The organism is Vibrio sp., from assembly GCF_984391705.1.
Genome location: NZ_CFHWOM010000008.1, coordinates 45372 through 67510 on the forward strand (window position 1 = coordinate 45372; position 22139 = coordinate 67510).

At 44.5% G+C, this 22139-nt stretch carries 17 protein-coding genes; 14 read left to right on the plus strand and 3 right to left on the minus strand.

The genetic code is table 11. The features are described from left to right. Positions 1-138 precede the first annotated feature (138 nt). From rnd to AC4MRV_RS07995, 7 genes are all read left to right on the plus strand, one after another. Positions 139-1254, plus strand: a complete 1116-nt coding sequence (gene rnd, locus AC4MRV_RS07965; RefSeq protein ID WP_491186899.1) for a ribonuclease D — start codon at positions 139-141, stop codon at positions 1252-1254. Positions 1255-1392: 138 nt separating this feature from the next. Beyond that, positions 1393-2592 carry an ABC transporter substrate-binding protein gene (locus AC4MRV_RS07970; protein WP_491186900.1) on the plus strand — a complete coding sequence of 400 codons (1200 nt, stop codon included), beginning with the start codon at positions 1393-1395 and terminating at the stop codon, positions 2590-2592. After that, positions 2589-4586 (plus strand): ATP-binding protein, encoded by a 1998-nt coding sequence (locus AC4MRV_RS07975; protein ID WP_491186901.1) that lies wholly within the window; start codon positions 2589-2591, stop codon positions 4584-4586. The genes AC4MRV_RS07970 and AC4MRV_RS07975 overlap by 4 nt, the downstream gene beginning before the upstream one ends. Continuing rightward, positions 4565-5917, plus strand: coding sequence for a sigma-54-dependent transcriptional regulator (locus tag AC4MRV_RS07980; protein ID WP_491186902.1), 1353 nt, complete (start codon positions 4565-4567; stop codon positions 5915-5917). The genes AC4MRV_RS07975 and AC4MRV_RS07980 overlap by 22 nt, the downstream gene beginning before the upstream one ends. A 178-nt stretch (positions 5918-6095) precedes the next feature. Then, on the plus strand, positions 6096-7436 hold the full coding sequence (locus tag AC4MRV_RS07985; protein ID WP_491186903.1) for an ABC transporter substrate-binding protein: 1341 nt from the start codon (positions 6096-6098) through the stop codon (positions 7434-7436). 83 nt (positions 7437-7519) lie between these two features. After that, positions 7520-9268, plus strand: a complete 1749-nt coding sequence (locus AC4MRV_RS07990; protein WP_491186904.1) for an ABC transporter permease — start codon at positions 7520-7522, stop codon at positions 9266-9268. Between the two features lie 15 nt (positions 9269-9283). Next, positions 9284-10363: an ABC transporter ATP-binding protein gene (locus AC4MRV_RS07995; protein ID WP_491186905.1), complete on the plus strand. Its 1080-nt coding sequence runs from the start codon at positions 9284-9286 to the stop codon at positions 10361-10363. Positions 10364-10422: 59 nt separating this feature from the next. Here AC4MRV_RS07995 and AC4MRV_RS08000 read toward each other — a convergent pair whose 3' ends face one another. Further along, the gene (locus tag AC4MRV_RS08000; RefSeq protein ID WP_491186906.1) at positions 10423-11979 is read right to left on the minus strand and encodes a SulP family inorganic anion transporter; all 1557 of its coding nucleotides are present in this window, start codon (positions 11977-11979) and stop codon (positions 10423-10425) included. Positions 11980-12286: 307 nt separating this feature from the next. After that, entirely contained in the window at positions 12287-15259 is a 2973-nt protein-coding gene (gene rne, locus AC4MRV_RS08005) for a ribonuclease E (protein WP_491186907.1), read from the minus strand. Between the two features lie 572 nt (positions 15260-15831). Between rne and rluC the strand changes: the two genes are divergently transcribed. Further along, positions 15832-16776, plus strand: coding sequence for a 23S rRNA pseudouridine(955/2504/2580) synthase RluC (gene rluC / locus AC4MRV_RS08010; RefSeq protein WP_491186908.1), 945 nt, complete (start codon positions 15832-15834; stop codon positions 16774-16776). A 51-nt stretch (positions 16777-16827) separates the two neighbouring features. Here the strand turns inward: rluC and AC4MRV_RS08015 are convergent, their stop codons facing one another. After that, positions 16828-17409 carry a Maf family protein gene (locus tag AC4MRV_RS08015; RefSeq protein WP_491186909.1) on the minus strand — a complete coding sequence of 194 codons (582 nt, stop codon included), beginning with the start codon at positions 17407-17409 and terminating at the stop codon, positions 16828-16830. 148 nt (positions 17410-17557) lie between these two features. On the opposite strand from AC4MRV_RS08015, the gene yceD reads away from it, so the two are divergent. The 6 genes from yceD to fabG all read left to right on the plus strand — a co-directional run bounded on the left by yceD (position 17558) and on the right by fabG (position 22081). Next, positions 17558-18085 (plus strand): 23S rRNA accumulation protein YceD, encoded by a 528-nt coding sequence (yceD, locus tag AC4MRV_RS08020; protein WP_491186910.1) that lies wholly within the window; start codon positions 17558-17560, stop codon positions 18083-18085. Between the two features lie 35 nt (positions 18086-18120). Next, positions 18121-18291, plus strand: coding sequence for a 50S ribosomal protein L32 (gene rpmF, locus AC4MRV_RS08025; RefSeq protein WP_004414666.1), 171 nt, complete (start codon positions 18121-18123; stop codon positions 18289-18291). Between the two features lie 10 nt (positions 18292-18301). Beyond that, on the plus strand, positions 18302-19327 hold the full coding sequence (plsX, locus tag AC4MRV_RS08030) for a phosphate acyltransferase PlsX (RefSeq protein WP_491186911.1): 1026 nt from the start codon (positions 18302-18304) through the stop codon (positions 19325-19327). Between the two features lie 6 nt (positions 19328-19333). Next, complete coding sequence (locus AC4MRV_RS08035) at positions 19334-20314, plus strand: beta-ketoacyl-ACP synthase III (protein WP_491186912.1); 981 nt, start codon at positions 19334-19336, stop codon at positions 20312-20314. A gap of 81 nt (positions 20315-20395) precedes the next feature. Beyond that, the gene (gene fabD, locus AC4MRV_RS08040; protein ID WP_491186913.1) at positions 20396-21319 is read left to right on the plus strand and encodes an ACP S-malonyltransferase; all 924 of its coding nucleotides are present in this window, start codon (positions 20396-20398) and stop codon (positions 21317-21319) included. 27 nt (positions 21320-21346) lie between these two features. Next, complete coding sequence (gene fabG / locus AC4MRV_RS08045; RefSeq protein WP_491186958.1) at positions 21347-22081, plus strand: 3-oxoacyl-ACP reductase FabG; 735 nt, start codon at positions 21347-21349, stop codon at positions 22079-22081. Positions 22082-22139 lie beyond the last annotated feature (58 nt).

Below are 22139 nucleotides of genomic sequence, written 5' to 3' on the forward strand. Positions count from 1 at the left end.
GATTGATGATAGAATGCCGACATTAACCTGTCGGCATTTTTATTTGCCGATTTTAATACCAATCTAAATGAGCACTTTTCAGACTTATCTATAAGAAAAATGTTTATCTAGATTGGTATCAACCATAGTGAGACGTTAGTGAACTACCAAATTGTTACCGATAAAGCATTACTAGATACAGTGTGTCAAAAGGCAAGAGAAGCGGACGTGGTGATGCTCGATACTGAGTTTGTCCGCACACGTACTTTTTATCCTCAATTAGGACTGATTCAACTATTCGATGGTGAACAGCTGTCTTTAATTGACCCAACTGAACTCAATGACATGACGTCGTTTGTACAGTTATTGAAAGATACGTCGGTGCTCAAAGTTCTGCATGCCTGTGGGGAAGACTTAGAAGTATTCCACAACAGTTTTGGTTGTTTACCTTACCCTATGGTTGATACTCAGATCATGGCTGCTTTCTTAGGTCATGGTTTATCAACGGGCTTTGCTGCATTGGTTGATCATTACCTTCAGGTAGAGTTGGATAAGAGTGAGTCGCGCACAGATTGGTTGGCTCGGCCGCTAACGGACAAGCAGTTGGACTACGCTGCGGCAGACGTATTCTACCTTTTACCTCTGTACGAAAATCTTCTGGATGCGGTAACACAAGCCGGCTGGTGGGAAGCCGCTCAGCAAGAGAGTGATCTGTTGGCCTCTAAGCGCATCAAAAATATTGATCCTGAAATGGCTTACCTTGATGTCAAAGGTGCTTGGCAACTTAAGCCACGCGAGTTAGCGGTTTTAAAACCACTGGCGACATGGCGCTACAAAGAAGCAATTCGTCGTGATTTAGCACTAAACTTCATCTTTAAAGAAAATGACCTGTTAACGGTCGCAAGGTTAGGCTTACAGAATCGCCAGAGAATGGAGCAAGAAGGCATGGACTTGCGTTCAGTCCAGCGCCATGCGACGCGGATTATTTCAATCGTGAAATCAGCTCGTGGGACATCTCCAGAAGATTACCCTGAAAAAATCGAGCGTTTGATGGATATGCCTGGATATAAACAGAAGTTCAAAGTGTTGAAAGATGAAGTAAAACACGCAGCTCAGACATCGGGTTTAGCGACCGAGTTTATCGCATCAAAGAAGCAGCTTAACCAAGTGATTAGCTGGGTGTGGAAAAAAGATCGAGATCCGGCCAAGCTACCTGATACAATGCAGGGCTGGCGCTTAGAGTTGGTCGGCGAGAAGCTCAACAAGTTACTTTAGTGATAAAGCTCCTACGGGAGCTTTTTTATTCTCTGTGCGGCAGAGATAACTCTGACGTCACAAATGAATGTTTCAGTTATGTTTCAATTTGGTTAATTGTGGATAATGTTATCAGCTCACTCTAAGGAGGCTGATCTCATGCTGATCCGTATATTGGTTGTGTTGTTCATTCTGATTGCGCCACTGAGTGCAAAGTCCGCGACGGTCATTCTTACCTCCTTTCCTGAAAGCTTTTACTCCCATATAGAAAAGGAATTCAAGGCAAAATACCCCCATTCAACACTCCAATTCATGAATAAGAAAACACCTGCACTTATTGCTCATATTATGCAGCAAAGGCAACCTATGCCTGACTTGGTGTGGATCTCCTCTTCAGATGCAATGGCTCTGATGCAGAAAATGGATTACATCGAAACGCCGATTACTTTTGCTTGGTCTAGGTTTGGTTTTTTCTGGCATAACGATATGCTGACAAGGTATTCACTCGACAAACCGTCGCAATGGTCGTCTCTTCTGGCTCCTGAGTATTCGAGAAAAGTGGCATTGAGTGCTCCTTCTCGATCTGGCACCAACCATTTAGTGATTGAACTGATTTTGCAGCAGCATGGCTGGCAACAAGGTTGGCAGTTGATTGCTGAGTTAAGTGGTAACCTTTCAACGATTACAGCTCGGAGCTTTGGCGTTCGACAAGGTATCATTAAACAGCGTTTTGCAGTCGCCCCTGTGGTTGACTTCTTCTACAAAGATGCGTTTGAATCCGGTCATAACGTGGGGTTTAGCCCTCTGCCTAATACGCCTTTGATACCGGCACAAATTGCTTATGTATCTGGAAAGTCGACCCACGATGGAACCCAATTTATTGAGTTTCTGTTGAGCAAGGCAGGACAAGATCTTTTGTCTTCTCCATTGCTAAATCGTATTCCACTGGAGCAAGGAAATGCGATGCAGCTGTCTCAGCAGGCCTATCAGTTTGATGCTCAGTTGTCGGCATCCCGATACCATATAGTCAATCGGATGTTTGACCTGTTTGTGACGGAACGCCTTGCCGATTGGCAAACGTTTTGGATGCTTTGGCACAAGACTAACTTAAGTCAGCTCTCGGAAGAGCAACGCATAGAGCTGAATCAGATCCGAAGCAAAGTATTAGTTATACCCATCGATGAGTCGGTAGCCATCGACCCCGTCTTGAACTCAAAGCTAAGCCCAGTTAATCGCTATGAGAATTTCTATAAGCGTCTGACAGCATCTTGGCAGAAAGATTTAGCTACGACACTCTCTGAGGCAACTCGACAGTTAGAGCTATTGGCTCTACACGTAGAGCAGGGTGGGGTGGAATGAAAAAACGTCATAGTATTGCTACCCGAATCTTTGCGATATTTGCGCTTGTTGGTGGGATTGCGAGTACCGCTGTCCTCACCAATTTTTACTCATTCAGGCAAGTCGCAGACAGTGTAGAAACGACTATTCATGGCCAACTTCCCACTCTGATTTCAGCGGCAAAGATTGCACACACCGGCGGGATGATTATTACAGAGTCTTCCAAGCTCGCATCATCAGACTCGGTAGCGTCGTTAATTCAAGCAGAGCGCAACCTCGAAGCGAGTTTACCTGTATTAATCCAATTGGCTGATGTAGGGCTTGTTTCTCAGCGACAGGTTGAGTTACTCGCATTAGTGAACGCTCTTGAGCTCAATATCACTAAGATCTTTGTTAATAGCCAAGAGAAGTTGCGTCTTAGAGCAATACAAAACCAAATCAGTCAGCAGCTTCACTGGTTGCAAGTCGATTTTGTTGATGAAGTTGAGCCTTTGGCGACAGAGAGTCAATACAATCTCAGTCAACTTGTTGCCGCGCTTAAGCAGACTCAGCGCTTATCTGATCCTGAAATGGAACGACTTAATAGTGAGGTGTATGTCCAAGCTCAGTTATTGAAGTTTGAAGCAGATGTGAACTTAGTTCTCGACCTACTGCAGAGAATCCCATTATTACCTTCACGCAATGATGTGCTTTCAGCGCAAAGCATGGTCGATGAAAACTTGCACACGATAGATCAACAAATTGAAGTGTTACGAGCAATACCTAGTACCATCACATTACGGCAAATGGCGGAAGGTTTGAAACGTCACATTGATGGTTCGAATAGCGTTGTCGAGCGTAGCCTAAGAGTATTGGTGTTAAATGAACAAAACGAAACACTGCTAGAAGAAAATCGTGATTTGATCTTGAGAATTAAAGTCATAATCGATCAAGCGATTGAAGATGCGGAAAGGGTCAATACGGCCATGACGCAAGACCTCACAGAGACAATTAATCAAAGTAAGCAACAACTTAATATGGCTCTGTCAGCTATCCTGGCAATGACTTTGGTAATGGCATGGTTCTTAAAAAAACATATTTTGAATCGGCTCGCTTATGTATTAAAAAGCATGCGTCATTTGGCAGAGGGCAAGCCTCAACAGATGATTCATGTGCCTGGGAAAGATGAAGTAGCCTTGTTGGCAGACGCTACCAATGTGTTCTATCACCAATCTCAGCAACTGCGTGATTACACCCAATCTTTGGAACAGACAAATGAGCAGTTGGTGGTAGAAGTCCAGCAAAGAAAACGCACAGAAGAAGAACTGAAAGAGACCCAAGAAGAGTTGATCCAAGCAGGGAAGTTAGCGGTGTTAGGTCAACTAACGACCGGAATCGTGCATGAGTTTAGTCAACCTTTAGCTGCCATTCGCTCTAATACTTACCTGGCCGAGCAGTACTTGATGACAGGTGAGAACGAAAAAGCAAAGCTCAAGATAGACAAAATTAATGCGGTGACGGATCGAGCGACCAAGCTTTGCCAACACTTAAAATCTTTTGCAAGAAAAAGTGACGATTACTGTCAGTCTATCTGTCTAACATCTGCCATATACAATGCTTTAGATTTGTTTAGCGAAACTTTGCCACGTGAGTTTATCAATATTGATGTACCTACAAATATGAGAGTGATGGCGAATGATATTCGCTTAGAGCAAGTGTTCGTCAATCTTATCAGCAACAGTATTGATGCATTGGAGAAGATTGATGATGGACGCTCACCTTTCATCAAGGTTTGCGCAATAGAGCAAGGTAAATATGCCTATGTTGTTCTTAGTGATAACGGGTGCGGTATGAGTGATGCTCAAATTAAAAGAGTGTTTGAGCCATTCTTTACCACCAAAGAGGTGGGCAAGGGGCTTGGCTTGGGGATGTCTATCACGCACAACATTATTCATGATTTTGGAGGCAGCATCCAACTAACATCAACACTTAACCAAGGAACGGAGGTGACGTTATGTCTCAAAACCACGTATTAGTTGTCGAGGATGATAAAGAGCTTAGGGAAAGCTTAACAGAGATTTTAGAGTTGAACGGCTTTACGGTTAGTGCATTCTCGTTAGCGGATAAAGCGTTGCCTTGTATTACCTATGGTTGCAGTTTGGCTGTCGTGTCTGACATTAGAATGCCTTCAATGGACGGGTTAGCGTTTATGGAACATATCCAGCAAGTTGACCCTCAGATCCCGGTCATTTTAATTTCTGGTCATGCTGATATAGAGACAGCCCTGCTTTGCATAAAAAACGGTGCTTTTGATTTTGTTGAAAAGCCACTTAGGCCTGAGCATTTAGTTGGACTGGTCACCAAGGCTATCCAACATAGGCAACTGATCCTGGAAAACCGCCGTTTGAAGCAGGATAACCAGCGGCAAATATCTTTAGATGAAGTTCTGCTTGGGCGCTCAGAGGCAATGATAAAACTCAAGCAACGTTTGATGACGCTTGCTAATGCTGACGTCAATATTGTTATTAATGGCGAAACAGGCAGCGGTAAAGAGATGATTGCGCGGATGCTTCATACTCAGTCTGAAAGGAAAAATGCGCCTTTTGTTGCAATCAACTGTGGCGCCATGCCTGAGAACTTAATCGAGTCTGAACTTTTTGGTCATGAACAGGGAAGTTTTACTGGGGCGAGCAAAAAAAGGGTTGGCAAAATTGAGTTTGCATCCGGTGGTACTTTATTTCTAGATGAGATAGAAAGCATGCCATTGAGTGCGCAGATTCGTTTACTTCGCGTGGTTCAAGAAGGGGAACTTGAGAGGGTGGGTAGCAATGTACCTGTCAAAGTGGATTTAAAGATTTTATCCGCGTCTAAGGAAGACTTATTGCAACTCTCTCAGGTTGGAGAGTTTAGACAAGATCTTTACTATCGCTTAAATGTGGCAGCACTAGATATCCCTCCCTTGCGCGATAGAAAAGATGATATCCCGTTACTATTGAGTCACTTTATTCACCAATCCGAAAAGCGTTTGAAGAAAAAAGCACAGCCTTTGAGCCCAGTACATTTCCAACAGTTGATTAGTCATGATTGGCCTGGGAATGTACGAGAGCTAATGAATGAAGCCGATAGAATAGTTCTGGGTATTTCAGATCTTATTACCCAACAGCATAAAGCAGAGTGTACTAGTCTCTCACATCAACTCGCGCAATTTGAACTTCGGACTTTGCATCATGCGCTCACACAGCATAATGGCCATATTGGTGATACGGCTGAGTACCTAGACATACCCAGAAAGAACTTATATTTGAGAATGAAGAAGTACGGTTTGAAGCGCGAAGATTATACGGTTGAAGGAGGTGTCACTGAGTAGGTTGTTTTTGACCTACAAATTTTACTTTATATCCGAGAAACGACCTATCGTGGTTCGAGGTGAATCTATAACTCACTGAATATACATAATTTTACATTTTTGCAACATTGGCACGCCATTTGACTTATATAGGGAAGAGCTTGGTCTCTTTACCCTATAAATAATCATGGAGTGCAATATGAAAAATGGAACTAAAGTACTTGCTTTGACGATGGCTGTTGGCTTTGCACTGGGCCCGCTTTCTGCGTTAGCAATGTCTGATAAAAATCTAGTTATCGTAACGTCTTTCCCTACCGATGTTACCGATGTCTACAAGACCGCATTCGAAAAAAAATATCCTGAAGTTAAAGTCGAAATTTTATCTAAGAAAACAACCGCAGGGATAAAATATCTTCAAGAAACCTCTTCAAACAATAAGTCTGATATTTTCTGGGCATCAGCCCCTGACGCTTTTGAAGTGCTCAAAGATAATCAGCTCTTAGAAAAATACAGTTCTTCGGTTGAAGGCATACCTGAGTCGGTCGGTTCATTTCCGATCAATGATCCTGATGGCTTCTACAAAGGGTTTGCTCTTTCCGGCTATGGTATGATGTGGAATGAGCGCTATATGAAAGCGAAAAAGTTACCGGTACCTAAAGAATGGGAAGACCTTTCTAATCCGGTTTATCACAAGCATGTGGGTATGTCAGCGCCGTCACGATCGGGAACGACTCATTTAACGGTAGAAGCGATATTGCAAGGTAAAGGATGGCAGCAGGGGTGGACGACACTTAAAGCGATATCCGGTAACTTTAAAACAGTGACAGAACGTAGCTTTGGTGTGCCTGATGGTGTCAATAGTGGCTCTTTTGGCGTCGGTATTGTTATAGACTTTTTCGGTTTATCATCAAAAGCAACGGGCTTCCCTGTTGATTTCCATTACCCTACGGTCACCGCGCTTGTGCCGGCGAATGTTGGTAAAATTAAGAATTCGCCTAACTCAGAAGCTGCAAGCGCGTTTATTGATTTCCTCTTGTCTGAACAAGGTCAGCAACTGCTGTTGAACAAAAAGATTCAGCGATTGCCTGTTAATCCAGCAGTATATGCCAGCACACCGGAAGGTTTCCCCAACCCGTTTACTGGACAGCAATTAGGTAGTGTTGATTTTGACCTTTCACTCTCTAAATCGCGTTACAACGTCGTAAACAGCCTCTTTGATGTGATGATTACCTACCGACTCGATGAACTTCGAGAAGCAACGAAAAGCGTTCAGAAAGCAGAAGCTGCAGCGAAACAAGCCAATAACACTGAAGCGTTACATTTGGTTGAGCAAGCGAAGCTGCTGATCAACCAGATGCCAATCACCGCTGAGCAGGCTAGTGATCCAGAATTTGCTGCGATTTTCACCAAAAAACGCAAAAAACAGACCGATAAGGTTGGAGCTCGTCAAGCTGAAATTGAGCAAGATTGGGACAGTAAAGTCGTGGCGAATTATGAGCAAGCAACTCAACTAGCCGAGAAAGCGCTAGATATTCTTTAACCCTCCTGTTTCCCCCCGTCATAGGAAGACACCTCTTACCTGCGGTGTCTGGGGGGCTTTTTATTCAAGTAATGGAGACTCAAATGAGTAGTGCATCTCTATCTCGAACGAGTAATAGCGAGAAAAAGGAAAATAGTGGCTTGATGAAAAAAGTCCGTGAGGATTGGGGACTCTATTTGAGTGCTATCATCATTGGCCTGTTTATATTGGTGTTCCTTTTTATACCAGTTATTAAAGTCATATTTGTTGCCTTTCAGGGCAGTGACGGCAGTTTTTCATTGGTTAATTTCCAAGACTTCTTTAATTCGAGTTTGTTCCGAGAATCATTCTTTAACTCGTTTTACGTTGCGTTTATGTCTGTGGTGGTTGCTTCGATTATTGCAATGCCATTGGCCTACTTTACCAGTCGTTTTCAGTTTAAAGGAACGGTCCTAATCCAGACTCTAGGAATTGTCCCTTTGATCATGCCGCCTTTTATTGGTGCAGTAGCCATGCAATTGTTGTTCGGCGAAAATGGCACAATGAATCTAATTCTGGATGAATACTTAGGATTCACAATTCCAATTATGGAAGGTCTAAATGGGGTTATTTTTGTCCAAAGTGTCCACTATTTTCCTTTCATATTGATCAACCTTTCTGCAGCTCTACAAAATATTGATCGTTCGATGGAGGAGTCCGCTCAATCATTAGGCTCATCAGGGCTTAAGCTGTTTCGTCGTATTGTGTTCCCGCTAGCAATGCCTGGATATGTGGCCGGAGCCTCTCTGGTGTTTGTGAAAGTCTTTGATGACTTGGGAACACCGTTGCTGCTAAACGTGAATAATATGCTTGCCCCTCAAGCTTATTTACGGATTTCATCTGTCGGCATTTCAGATCCTATGGGGTACGTTATCTCGGTTATTCTTGTCGCGTTCTCTGTATTTGCGTTATGGGTTTCGTTCTTAGCTTTGCGTGGAAAGGATTACTCAACAACACAAAAAGGCGGTGGTGGTTTATCGAAAAGAGAACTTCGCCCAATGGAAAAATTGGGTTGCTATGCCGTGATAGGTGTCATCTTGATGCTCGTCTTAGCACCACACTTCGCATTATTGCTGCTGTCTTTTGGCACGATCTGGTCTTTTAGCCCATTACCGGATGCTTATACATTGGATCACTATTCGACCGCAATTACGCAAGCTTCGGACTTTATCACCAACACGTTGCTTTATGCAGGGTTGGCTGGGTTGATAGACATTGTGCTGGGGACTGCAATCGCATATCTAGTATGGCGGACAAAAATGGTTGGCCGAAAATGGTTAGATTTTGGTGCAATGGCCGCTCTAGCAGTGCCTGGCGTCGTACTAGGTATTGGTTACCTAAGAACATTTTACGATGTAGATATGCCTTTTGTCGGGTCTTCTATGGCGACTTGGTGGGGCATCATAGTCATTGCTCTAGCGGTTCGTAGATTACCTTATGCGTTGCGTTCGTGTGTGGCGGCACTGCAGCAAGTGAGCCCATCTTTAGAAGAGGCGTCTGAAAACCTTGGTGCCACCAGAGCCACAACCATCCGACGCATTGTCGTGCCACTAATGGCAGCAGGGATATTGGCCGGCTTTGTCACGGCTTTTGCTACGGCAGCGGTGGAGTTATCCGCCACCATCATGCTGGTTTCGCAAGAGTCTGATGCTCCTCTCGCTTACGGTCTTTATCTATTTATGCAAAGTGCAGCTGGTCGGGGGCCTGGTGCCGCTCTTGGTGTTATTGCCGTATTGATCGTCGGATTGGCTACATACATCTCACACACCATCGTCGAACGTACACGACAGGCACATGGTATGAAGGGCCACTAACAAAAGGATTTGAACATGAGTTTAGGTAATACAAAACAAGTTGGTATTTCAATTAAAGATCTCACTTTATCGTTTGGTGAAACCGAGGTATTGAAGGGAGTTAATTTGCAAATTGAGCCGGGAGAGTTCTTTGCTTTTCTTGGCCCTTCCGGATCTGGAAAATCGACTCTACTGCGTGCAATTGCGGGGTTTGGACCTGTTCCTCAAGGTGAAATACTGTTGGGTGACGAGAACGTCATTGAACAGCCACCATGGAAGCGAAATGTAGGTATGGTTTTCCAAAGTTATGCTCTATGGCCACATATGACGGTAAGGCAAAATGTGGCCTACGGTTTAGAAGAGCGTAAGGTTGCAAAAGCTGAGATCAAACGACGTGTTGATGATGCTCTCAATTTAGTTGGTTTGCATCATTTGGCTGACCGTCGGCCATCGCAGCTGTCTGGTGGTCAGCAGCAACGGGTTGCAATAGCAAGAACTGTAGTGGTTGAACCAAGAGTGCTATTGCTGGATGAGCCTCTGTCTAACCTAGATGCGAATCTACGAGAGCAAATGCGCCGCGACTTGTTGGAGTTACAACGCCAATTAGGTTTAACGACCATTTTCGTCACTCACGATCAAGAGGAGGCAAATACTATCTCAGATCGAATCGCGGTTTTAGATCAGGGTGTCATTCAGCAAGTAGGAGCCCCAATGGATCTCTATGATAATCCATCGAATAAGTTTGTTGCCGACTTTTTGGGCACGGCCAATGTGCTGCATGGACACGTTGAGGAGAGTCCAACTGGAAGTCATTTTGTGTCGAGTAACGGTATCTATTTCCCTTATTCTGCTGAGCCTCAACAAGACTTATCACTCATTTTCAGACCTCAAAGCTTGGGGATCTGCCACGGTAGCGTAGCGGAGGGAATGATTCAGTTAGAGGGTAAAGTGCTTCACCGAGAGTTCTTAGGCCATCTGATTCGATACGGTATTGATGTCGGGGGGGAAGTGCTGATGGTTGATGATCCACATTTACGAGGCGCTAAGCATTTAACCAACGGTACGACGATTCGTGTTGCATTAAAGCCAGATGAGATTGTGGCGTTATCACATTGATCTGCGGACAACATACAAAAAGGGCTTCCAATCGGAAGCCCTTTAAAGTTTTTTCTCTGTTAAGCGAGTACGTCCGTTGCGACTTTGTAGCTAGGGTCTTCTTTCACATTGATCTCTACTAGGCTACCAGCTTTGTCTAAAAGCTTACGGCAGTCTGGGCTCAGGTGACGAAGGTGTAACGTTTTACCTTGAGCAGAGTAGCGCTCAGCAAGCGTTTCAATGGCTTCAATTGCTGAGTGGTCGGTAACGCGAGAGTCCGCAAAATCAACGATAACATCTACTGGGTCATTATGGGCGTCGAAGATCTCTAGGAAATTCGCGACAGAGCCGAAGAATACTGGACCATGAATCTTGTACTCTTTAGAGCCTTCTTCATTGATACAAGTATCGGCGTAAATGTGTTTTGCATGTTGCCAAGCAAACATAAGTGCTGAGGCAATAACGCCAACGAAAACAGCAACAGCTAAGTCAGTTAGTACGGTAACAACAGTTACTAGAACGATGACAAAGAAATCTTGTTTTGGTACACGACGCGCTAGCTTGAACGTTGCCCATTCGAATGTGCCGATCACTACCATAAACATAACACCAACCAGCGCTGCTAGTGGGATCATCTCAATGAGTGCAGATGCGAACAAGATAAACATGAGTAATGCTACGGCGGCTACGATACCAGACAGACGGCCGCGGCCACCTGAGTTTACGTTGATCATTGATTGACCAATCATCGCACAACCACCCATAGCGCCAAATACTGAACAGGTCATGTTTGCCATGCCTTGACCGATACATTCGCGATTAGATTGACCACGAGTGTTAGTCATTTCATCAAGAACGGTGAGTGTCAGTAGAGACTCAATCAAACCAATCGCCGCCAAAATGATTGCGTAAGGAAGAATGATTTGCAGAGTTTCGAACGTGAACGGAACTGCTGGGATCGAGAAGGTTGGTAGAGAGCCTGCAAGTGTTGCCGCTTCATCACCTGACATCGTGCGTAGGAAATCGACAACAGTACGTGTTTCAAGATCTAAACCTACAACCAGTGCGGTTACGGTAACAATAGCCACTAGAGATGAAGGTACTGCAGTTGTGAACTTAGGCAAGAAATGGATAATCGCCATTGTTAAAGCCACAAGACCGAGCATTAGAATCATTTGGTCGGATGGTAGCCACGTTAACGCGCCTGTAAGATCTGGTGCTTTAAACTGGCCCAACTGAGCAAGGAAAATAACGATAGCCAAGCCGTTTACGAAACCAATCATTACCGGGTGTGGAACAATTCGGATGAACTTACCAAGCTTGAATAATCCAGCTGTAACTTGAAGGATACCAGCAAGCAAGATTGCTGCAAATAAGTACTGAACGCCGTGCGTTGCAACCAGAGATACCATCACAACAGCCATGGCGCCTGTTGCACCAGAGATCATGCCTGGACGACCACCAAAGATCGAAGTGATTAAGCCAACGATAAATGCAGCGTAGAGGCCTACCATTGGGTCTACGCCTGCAACAAATGCAAATGCAACGGCTTCAGGAACCAGTGCTAAGGCCACTGTTAGACCAGAGAGCACATCATTTTTTACAGAGTGCTTAGAAAATTGTGGGAATTCAAACATGCTTGCTCAGTTTTGCTAAGTATTTAGATGGAGTCTGAATTAAGCTTTAGTTAGCACTAGGTAAAATGCAATGTAAAAGAGCAGAGTGTATAAAGCTATTGCTCAGCGATAGTCGCAGCTACAAAAAATAGCCGTTTGAGCGGAATTCAGTTCGAGTCGGCGAATGCTACCGAAAAGTGTGATTAAGTTCAAGAATGAACCATATATTGACCAATATTTGTGATAAATAACAGATGCGAATCCAGAAGATATCTTGAGACATAAAAAAACAGCTCCTAAATAGGAGCTGTTTCAATTCAAGTACTAGTTAGTAACCTTGAGGCTTCGCCATCGCAGCACCCGCTTGGTTGCTTGCTACTTGGCTACCTGCACCTTTCAGTTGGTAACGTTCAGTACGTAAAGGAGCTGCATTTACAGTAATTTCCTTCATTTCTGATGTTCCCGGTGCTTTTGCCATAGGGGCTGAAGCGTGGCCTTTGAATGTTGGAACAATAATCTCAGAGCTTACCGTTTCGATTGGCTTCTCTTCAACTTTTGTTTCTGCCGCTTCTACGACTAAATTAGATTCAAGTGGCACTTCAACTGTCTGCTCAGCAACGACTTCAGTAACTTCGCTAACAGCAGGTGCTTCGACTACTGGTGTTTCAACAACCTGTTCAACAACTGCTTGTTCTTCAACAACAGGTGCAACCGCTGTTTCAACAATAGGTTGTTCGCGACGAACGATCACTTTACCCATTGCCATCTCAGGACATGCGAATCCACCCAGCGTTACTTGAGTTTCAACTGCTTCAGTTGCCTCTTGTTTCTTTGGCTTTTGCTTAGGTTTGGTGATGCCGTAGCTAGGCATAACTTTACCCATTGCCATCTCAGGAGAGGCAACACCACCTTTACGTAGGCGGAATGGGTTAGGGCGACGGTCACGACCACGACGACGACGCTGTCCGCTTGCTCGCAGGTGGCGAGGAGAACGACGATTACGACGTTGTTTTGGCTGTTGCTCTGCCTCTTCAGCATTCACTGCTTCTACTGCTTGCTCCACAGTTTCTGCTACTGATTCAGCCTGCACCTGTTTCACATCTTCTACAGCTTCAGCTTGGGCCTTTTGTTGGTCCTTAACGCGAACTTGCTTATTCAGCTTACGACGTTGACGACGCTCTTTAACTTTCGCTGCTTTTTCTTCTGCACGGTTTGGCTTGTCTGCCTGTTGTGCTTCAGATGCTAACTTCAGACCTTCTTCTGCAACTTTAGCATTCGCCTTTACTTCATCGCGCTTGTTACGGCGATCTTGTTTTGGCTTACGATTTTGTTGCTTACGCTCATTAGTCTGTTTGTTATCAGAAGCAGCTTCATCGCGTGGTTGCGGTTTACGCTTGTTATCACGTTTATCGTCACGGTTGTCTTTGCGATTCTCGTTGCGGTTATCGCGAGAGTTACGGCGACGGTTATCGTTGCGATTACGGCGGTTACGATTGTTACGTTGGCCGTCTTTCTTCTCTTCTTTAGCTTTCTCTTCTTTGGCTTTTTCTTCTTCAGCACCTGAGCCGAATAGGAAGCTACCTAGAGCTTTAAAGAAGCGACTTACTAAACCTGGTTGAGATTCTTCCGCAACTGCTGGTTTCTTCTCTTTTGCTTTTGGAGCTGGCTTCGGCGGAGTGGGTGCCGATTGAGCAGGAGAAGCAAAGCCTTTTAGAACTGGCTCTTCAATTTTCTTTGGTTTAGCTTCAGTTTCTGGAGCTTCACGACCCTCAGCTTCCTTCATAGCTTCAAGCTTTTTAGGAAGTAGGTAAGAAAGAAGATCAAATTCTTCACCTTCACGAACACGAATAACGTCAAAGTGAGGTGTTTCCATATCTGAATTAGGTACAACAGTGATTTTCACTTCTTGCGTACGCTCGATATGGTTTACTGAGCGACGTTTTTCGTTCAGTAGGTAAGATGCAATTGGTACAGGAACTACAGCTAAAACTTGTGCTGTATTGTCTTTTAATGCCTCTTCTTCGATTAAACGAAGTACAGATAGCGCTAATGATTCGTTATCACGAACTACGCCCGTACCCGTACAGCGAGGACAGATATGGTGGCTCGCTTCTGCTAGAGAAGGGCTAAGACGCTGACGCGACATTTCAAGCAAGCCAAAGCGAGAAATACGGCCAATTTGTACACGTGCGCGGTCCATGCGAACAGCGTCGCGCAGACGGTTTTCAACTTCACGTTGATGGCGAACTGGTGTCATATCGATAAAGTCGATAACGACTAAGCCACCAAGGTCACGTAGACGTAGCTGACGAGCAATCTCATCGGCTGCTTCTAAGTTGGTGTTTAGTGCAGTTTCTTCAATATCACCGCCTTTAGTTGCGCGAGCTGAGTTGATATCGATAGAAGTCAAAGCTTCTGTTGGATCGATAACAATAGAGCCGCCTGAAGGCAAACGAACTTCGCGTTGGAACGCTGATTCGATCTGACTTTCAATCTGATAGTGACTAAATAATGGCACTTCGCCTTCGTATTTCTTCACTCGACTAACGAAGTCAGGACGAACTAGACGGATGTGCTCAAGAGCGCGTTCGTAGATAGTGTTGCTATCGATAAGGATTTCACCGATATCACGACGTAGATAGTCACGAATAGCGCGAACGATCACATTACTTTCTTGGTGAATCAAGAAAGGTGCAGCGTTAGAGTCAGAAGCTTGCTTGATTGCGCCCCAGTGGTTCAGAAGTACGTTTAAATCCCACTCAAGTTCTTCAGCACTTTTACCAACACCAGCTGTACGTACGATTAGCCCCATACCTTGCGGTAGTTCAAGAGTACTTAGTGCAGCTTTTAGTTGAGTACGTTCATCACCTTCGATACGGCGAGAAATACCGCCTGCACGAGGGTTATTTGGCATTAGAACAAGATAACTACCAGCAAGAGAGATAAACGTGGTTAATGCAGCGCCTTTGCTGCCTCGTTCTTCTTTCTCGACTTGTACGATCACTTCTTGGCCTTCTGTTAGCACTTCTTTAATGCTTGGACGGCCTTGGTAGGTGTAACCTTCAGGGAAGTATTCGCGGGCAATTTCTTTAAGAGGGAGGAAACCGTGTCTTTCTGCACCATAGTCGACGAAGGCTGCTTCTAGACTTGGTTCGATGCGGGTGATACGTCCTTTGTAGATATTCGCTTTTTTAGATTCATGACCTGGACTTTCGATATCTAGATCGAAAAGTCGCTGGCCATCAACCAGAGCGACACGCAACTCTTCTTTTTGAGTTGCGTTGATTAACATTCTTTTCATTGATAAATCTCGTTGTCATTTTTTTGTTTTTCTTGTTGCCGTTTTTCTCTTTCACGGTGCCAGATCCCATGGCTTATTTCGTTGCAGCCTCCCGGCTGGAGGGATGCTCTGGGGCACTTCAGTCTCACAAGCTCAATATTTGCTTGTGAGCCGCATGTTTGGCGGTAAATACTCAACGTGATTGAGTTATGAGTAGGGCAACAAGATTTGCTGATCTCGAAAATGTCTTACGCCGTTTGCTGCATTTTGGTAGATTAGCGAGCTACTCATTTGACTTGCTTTAAAATGATAGGGTTTGATTAAAATGCAACCGAATCCTTTATTGCAGGTGTGAACTATAGCAGTACCCAATAAACTCAGCAATCTGCTTTATAATAAAACGCTAAAAAAGCTGATTTTATTTTTCTTAAGTTACTGTTTTGGAAGCTTAATCGCTTTGTTTTTTGGAAATTGTAATTAAATTGGTGGATTTTTATTCGGAGTCGAATTGGAGTTCATTCTTATCGAGTAATTTTCCATTTTGTTGCGAAGAAAATGTGAAATCGCGCAACTTTGAGTGATAGAATAAACGCATGAGCGAAATTAGAACAAAAGTCCAGTTTGTCGATATTGACGACGATATGGCGGGTCAGCGTATTGATAACTTCTTACGCAACCAATTGAAAAGTATTCCTAAAAGCATGGTTTACCGAATCTTGCGTAAGGGAGAAGTACGTGTAAACAAAAAACGCGTTAAAGCAGAATATAAGTTACAAGCAGGAGACTTAGTCCGTATTCCTCCGGTAACGATGGAAGAGAAAACAGACGAAGTAGCACCGAGTACCAAGCTAAATAAAGTTGCTGAACTAGAGAATATGATTATTTTCGAAGATGACCATATGCTAGTTTTGAATAAGCCATCAGGTACTGCTGTTCATGGTGGTAGTGGTCTTAAGTTTGGTGCTATTGAAGCCCTTCGAGCGTTGCGTCCTCAGGCAAGGTTCTTAGAGTTAGTTCATCGAATTGATCGCGATACGTCTGGTATTTTACTCGTGGCTAAGAAGCGCTCGGCATTACGTCATCTTCAAGCTCAGTTTCGCGAGAAGACAGTGCAAAAATATTACTTTGCGCTGGTTATGGGCGAGTGGAAAGCAAGCTGCAAGAAGGTGAATGCGCCGCTGCTCAAAAATGAAGTAAACAGCATTGTCCGCGTTAACCCAAATGGTAAGGCGTCGGAAACTCGATTTAAAATTATTGAGAAGTTCGCTCAAGCCACTTTAATCCAAGCCAGCCCAATTACTGGTCGAACTCACCAAATTCGTGTTCACACTCAGTACACTGGCCACCCAATTGCTTGGGATGACCGCTATGGTGATCGTCGCTTTGATGCCTACACAGCGAAAGTTGGTTTAGACCGTTTGTTCCTCCATGCCGCAAACATTAAGTTCCAACATCCATCTAACGATGAATGGATGGAGATTAATGCGCCAATGGAGCCAAGGTTAGAAAAAGCCTTAGCAGGGCTTCGAAAGCTTTAACGTCTTCATTAAAGGGTTGGTCTATTGGATCAACCCTTCTACTTTGCTCGTCTAAATAACTTCAACGCCATGCTTAGCAAGCATGTCGATCAAGTCAATCAATGGCAGTCCAACCAATGTATTGGGATCTTTCCCTTCTAATCGTTCAAAGAGAACAATGCCAAGGCCTTCGCTTTTAAAACTGCCTGCACAGTAAAATGGTTCCTCTTTATCGACGTAGTTTTCAATTTGGCGTCGAGAGAGTTTTCGAAAATGTACAGTGAATGTATCTACTTTGACATCAACTTCGTCAGTCTTACTGTTGTATATGGCGACTCCAGTGTAAAAATGAATCGATTGACCACTTTGCTGGCTTAATTGTTCGATGGCTTTTTCTCGATTAAGTGGTTTACCGATGATTTCGCCATTAATCACGCAGACCTGGTCACTTCCAATTACCAAGCTTGGTGTTGACGTTTTACAAGACCGTGCTTTACCAATGGCAAGACGTTTAACAAGCTCAAGAGGTGTTTCGTTGTCTAAAGGTGTTTCGTCAAACTCTGGGCTTGCTGTGATAAACGGAACTGCAAGTTTATTGAGCAGTTGCGCGCGATACGGTGAGGTTGAAGCTAAAACTAGTTGGTAATTTGGCATTTTAATTTACAATCTAACGGCGGGTTAGTGTGAGCTTAATCGATATTATGGTTGTGATACTAGCTCTCTCGCTGGAAAGGAAAAAAAGTCTATTTTTTTGCCCTTTTTCTTTGACTATAAACGATTTGGAAGATAGAATTCGCGCCCTATGCAAAAGGTAAAAATACCGCGTACGATTGATCCAATGCGCGCTGCACAGAAGCGACTAGATGTTGAAGGTATTATTCAAGTTAGTCTCTTTAAGCGCTTAATGGAATCTGTCGAAGGCGTTAAACGCGACGCCCAAGTGTCACTGTCATTTGACTTAGATGAGCAGCGACTCGTTGTTATCTCTGGTAAAGCTAACATCGTAGTCGACTTAGAGTGTCAGCGCTGTAATGAGGTTTTCGCACATGAGTGCGATGTCCAATTCACCTACACACCGTATCGCGGTGAAAGGACTGAAGAGGAAGCACCGGAAGAGTACGATTTGGTAGATCTGAACGAGTACGGTGAGTTAGACCTGATTCAACTAGTTGAAGACGAGTTCATCCTTGGATTGCCTCAAGTAGCAATGCACGACGAAGCGGACTGTAGCGTTAACTCAAATAACTTGGTGTTTGGTGAACTTCCTGAAGAAATTGAGGAAGAAAAGAAGCCGAATCCATTTGATGTTTTAAAAAGCTTAAAGAAGTAACTGCTTCTTTAAGAATTTACATAGGAGTAGGGTCAATGGCCGTACAAAAGAGCAAGAAATCACGTTCAATGCGTGGCATGCGTCGTTCACACGATGCCCTAACTACAGCTGCACTTTCTGTAGACGCAACTTCAGGTGAAACTCACCTACGCCACAACGTAACTGCTGAAGGTTACTACCGTGGCAAAAAGGTTATCAACAAGTAAGGTTGAACCTTTGCCTAATATAACCGTTGCACTTGATGCAATGGGCGGGGATTTCGGTCCTCGCGTTACAGTGCCTGCCGCCGTGCAGGCACTGTCGCATTTCCCAGAGCTAAAAGTGATCCTACTAGGTGATCAAACTTCGATCACTACTCAATTATCTTCTCTTGGTTATCAGCCAGATACTCGTTTGAGCATTCAACACTGTGACCGAGTGATCTCCAACTCCGAAAAACCTTCTCTTGCTTTACGAAACAGTAACGGAACCTCTATGGGAATGGCGATTGATGCCGTTGCTCAAGGTGACGCTGACGCCTGTGTCAGTGGAGGAAACACGGGGGCCTTAATGGCACTATCGCGCTTTCGTCTTAAGTTACTTCCAGGTATTGAAAGACCAGCGTTGATCTCAGCCCTACCCACAGCTTCTGGAAGCAAAACGTGGATGCTCGACTTGGGAGCCAACGTTTCTAGTGATGCGGACTCTTTATTCCAGTTTGCGGTCATGGGTAGTGCTTTGGCAGAGCAATATCTACAAAAGTCACCTCGTGTCGCGATTCTCAATATTGGCGCTGAAGAAATAAAAGGCAATGATCTTGTCAAGCGTTGTGCTGAGATGCTATCTGAAACAAAATCGGTTAACTTTGTTGGCTATATTGAAGGTAATCAATTATTACACGATGCCGCAGACGTCGTTGTTTGTGATGGTTTCGTGGGTAATGTGTGTTTAAAAGCTTGTGAAGGCACAGCCCAGCTTTTTATAGATAAGTTGAAATCGAATATGATGTCCTCATCTATAAAGGGTTGGATTGCAAGAAAATTATTTTCTGGGCTATTTAATGAGCTAAAAACATTGAACCCCGACCAGTATAACGGCGCAAGTTTGCTAGGATTGCGCGGCATTGTCATAAAAAGCCACGGAAGCGCTGACGTAAACGCCGTCATCAATGCTATTGGTGAGGCGTTGCACGAGGTCAAACGACAAGTACCCAGCCGTATTAGCGATCGTTTGGAAGCGGTTTTACTCGAGAGGCATTATTAGGTCTTCATGTATAGCAAAATTTTAGGTACTGGCAGCTACCTGCCATCTCAGGTGCGTTCAAACGCAGATTTAGAGAAAATGGTAGATACAAGTGATGAGTGGATTGTGACTCGCACTGGTATTAAAGAACGTCGCATTGCTGCAGAAAACGAAACTGTTGCAGACATGGGTTACCAAGCGGCGAAGAATGCTATCGAGATGGCAGGTATCGACAAAGACGATATCGATATGATTCTTGTAGCGACCACCAGTGGTTCACATGCTTTTCCATCAGCAGCATGTCAGGTACAAGCGCTTCTTGGCATTAAGCATTGCCCTGCCTTTGATATGGCTGCGGCATGTTCAGGGTTCATCTACGCGCTTTCTGTTGCTGACCAATACATCAAAACCGGTCATTGTAAAAACATCTTGGTAATTGGTGCTGACGCATTGTCTAAGACATGTGATCCTAACGATCGCTCTACGATCATCCTTTTTGGTGATGCAGCGGGTGCTGTTGTGGTTGGCGCTAGTGAGGAGCCGGGTATTCTGTCTACGACGATCAACGCTGATGGCCGTTTTGGTGACTTGCTAAGTCTTAAATATCCGAATCGCCGTGAAGAGCTACCAGGTGAGTTTGAACACAGCGATGATATCAATAGCTGGTTGCATATGGCCGGTAATGAAGTCTTTAAAGTTGCTGTTACCCAGCTTTCTCGTTTAGTAAAAGAGACACTGAAAGAGAATGGTATGGATAAAACGGAACTTGACTGGCTAGTTCCTCACCAAGCGAACTTACGCATTATTTCAGCGACAGCTAAGAAGCTATCAATGTCTATGGAACAAGTTGTTGTAACGCTTGATCGTCACGGTAATACATCTGCGGCGACAGTTCCTACAGCACTCGACGAAGCTGTTCGTGACGGTCGTATCCAACGTGGCCAAACACTATTACTTGAAGCGTTTGGTGGTGGTTTTACTTGGGGTTCAGCGTTAGTTAAGTTCTAAATAGAATTCAAAATTAAGGTGCCTTCAGTGGCATCTTTTCTTTCTTCTTTTATTTAAAGAAACGGTTTTAAGGAAAAGAAAATGAGCAAGTTTGCTATTGTATTTCCAGGTCAAGGCTCTCAAGCAGTCGGCATGATTGCAGAGCTTGGCGAGCAGTATGACGTAGTGAAACAGACGTTTGCTGAAGCATCAGATGCACTAGGTTACGACCTATGGGCTCTTGTTCAAAACGGACCTGCAGAAGATCTAAATCAAACGCACCGTACTCAACCAGCATTGCTAGCATCTTCTGTTGCTATTTGGCGTGTATGGCAAGAGCTTGGTCTTGATCAACCAGCTAACCTAGCGGGTCACAGTCTGGGTGAATACTCAGCACTAGTATGTGCAGGCGTGATCGATTTTAAAGAAGCGATCAAACTGGTTCAGCTTCGCGGTCAGCTGATGCAAGAAGCGGTTCCGGCAGGTACTGGCGCAATGTACGCAATCATCGGCCTAGATGATGAGTCAATTGCAAAAGCGTGTGAAGAAGCTGCACAAGGCGAGGTTGTTTCACCAGTAAACTTTAACTCTCCTGGTCAAGTTGTTATCGCAGGTAGCAAAGACGCAGTAGAGCGTGCTGGCGCATTATGTAAAGAAGCGGGCGCTAAGCGTGCACTTCCTCTTCCTGTTTCTGTGCCTTCTCACTGTGCGCTAATGAAGCCAGCGGCTGACAAGCTAGCGGTGGCACTAGAAGAACTAGAATTCAACGCTCCTCAGCTTCCAGTAATCAACAACGTTGACGTTACTGCTGAAACTGATCCTGCAAAAATTAAAGATGCACTTGTACGTCAGCTATACAGCCCAGTTCGTTGGACTGAGAGCGTACAGCTAATGAGCGAGCAAGGCGTTGAGAAACTACTTGAGCTTGGTCCAGGTAAAGTTCTAACTGGCCTAACAAAACGAATTGTTAAGACACTAAGTGGCGCTGCAGTTAATGATGCTGCATCTCTAGACGCTGCTAAGTAATTAAAGAACAAAGGAATAACGAACATGATGAACCTAGAAGGCAAAGTTGCTCTAGTTACTGGTGCAAGCCGTGGTATTGGTCGTGCAATCGCTGAACTTCTTGTTGAGCGTGGCGCAACGGTTATCGGTACTGCAACGTCTGAAGGCGGTGCGGCGGCAATCAGCGAGTACCTAGGCGAGAACGGTAAAGGTCTAGCTCTTAACGTGACTAACGTTGAATCTATCGAAGCAACACTTAAAACTATCAACGATGAGTTTGGTGCGATTGATATCTTAGTGAACAACGCAGGTATCACACGCGACAACCTACTAATGCGTATGAAAGATTCTGAGTGGGATGACATCATCGATACTAACCTAACGCCAATCTTCCGTATGTCTAAAGCGGTTCTGCGTGGCATGATGAAGAAGCGTGCTGGCCGTATCATCAACGTAGGCTCTGTTGTTGGTACTATGGGTAATGCAGGTCAGGCTAACTATGCAGCTGCGAAAGCTGGCGTAATTGGCTTCACTAAATCTATGGCTCGTGAAGTTGCTTCTCGTGGCGTAACAGTGAACACAGTAGCTCCTGGTTTTATCGAAACAGATATGACTAAAGCACTGAATGATGACCAACGCGCAGCAACACTTGCAAACGTTCCTGCTGGTCGTTTAGGTGACCCACGTGAAATTGCATCTGCAGTTGTATTCCTAGCGTCTCCAGAAGCGGCTTACATCACAGGTGAAACTTTGCATGTAAATGGCGGCATGTACATGGTGTAATTGACACATTACGCAGAGAAAGTGAACTTTTTAGCGAAAGAACACTCAAAACTTTGCA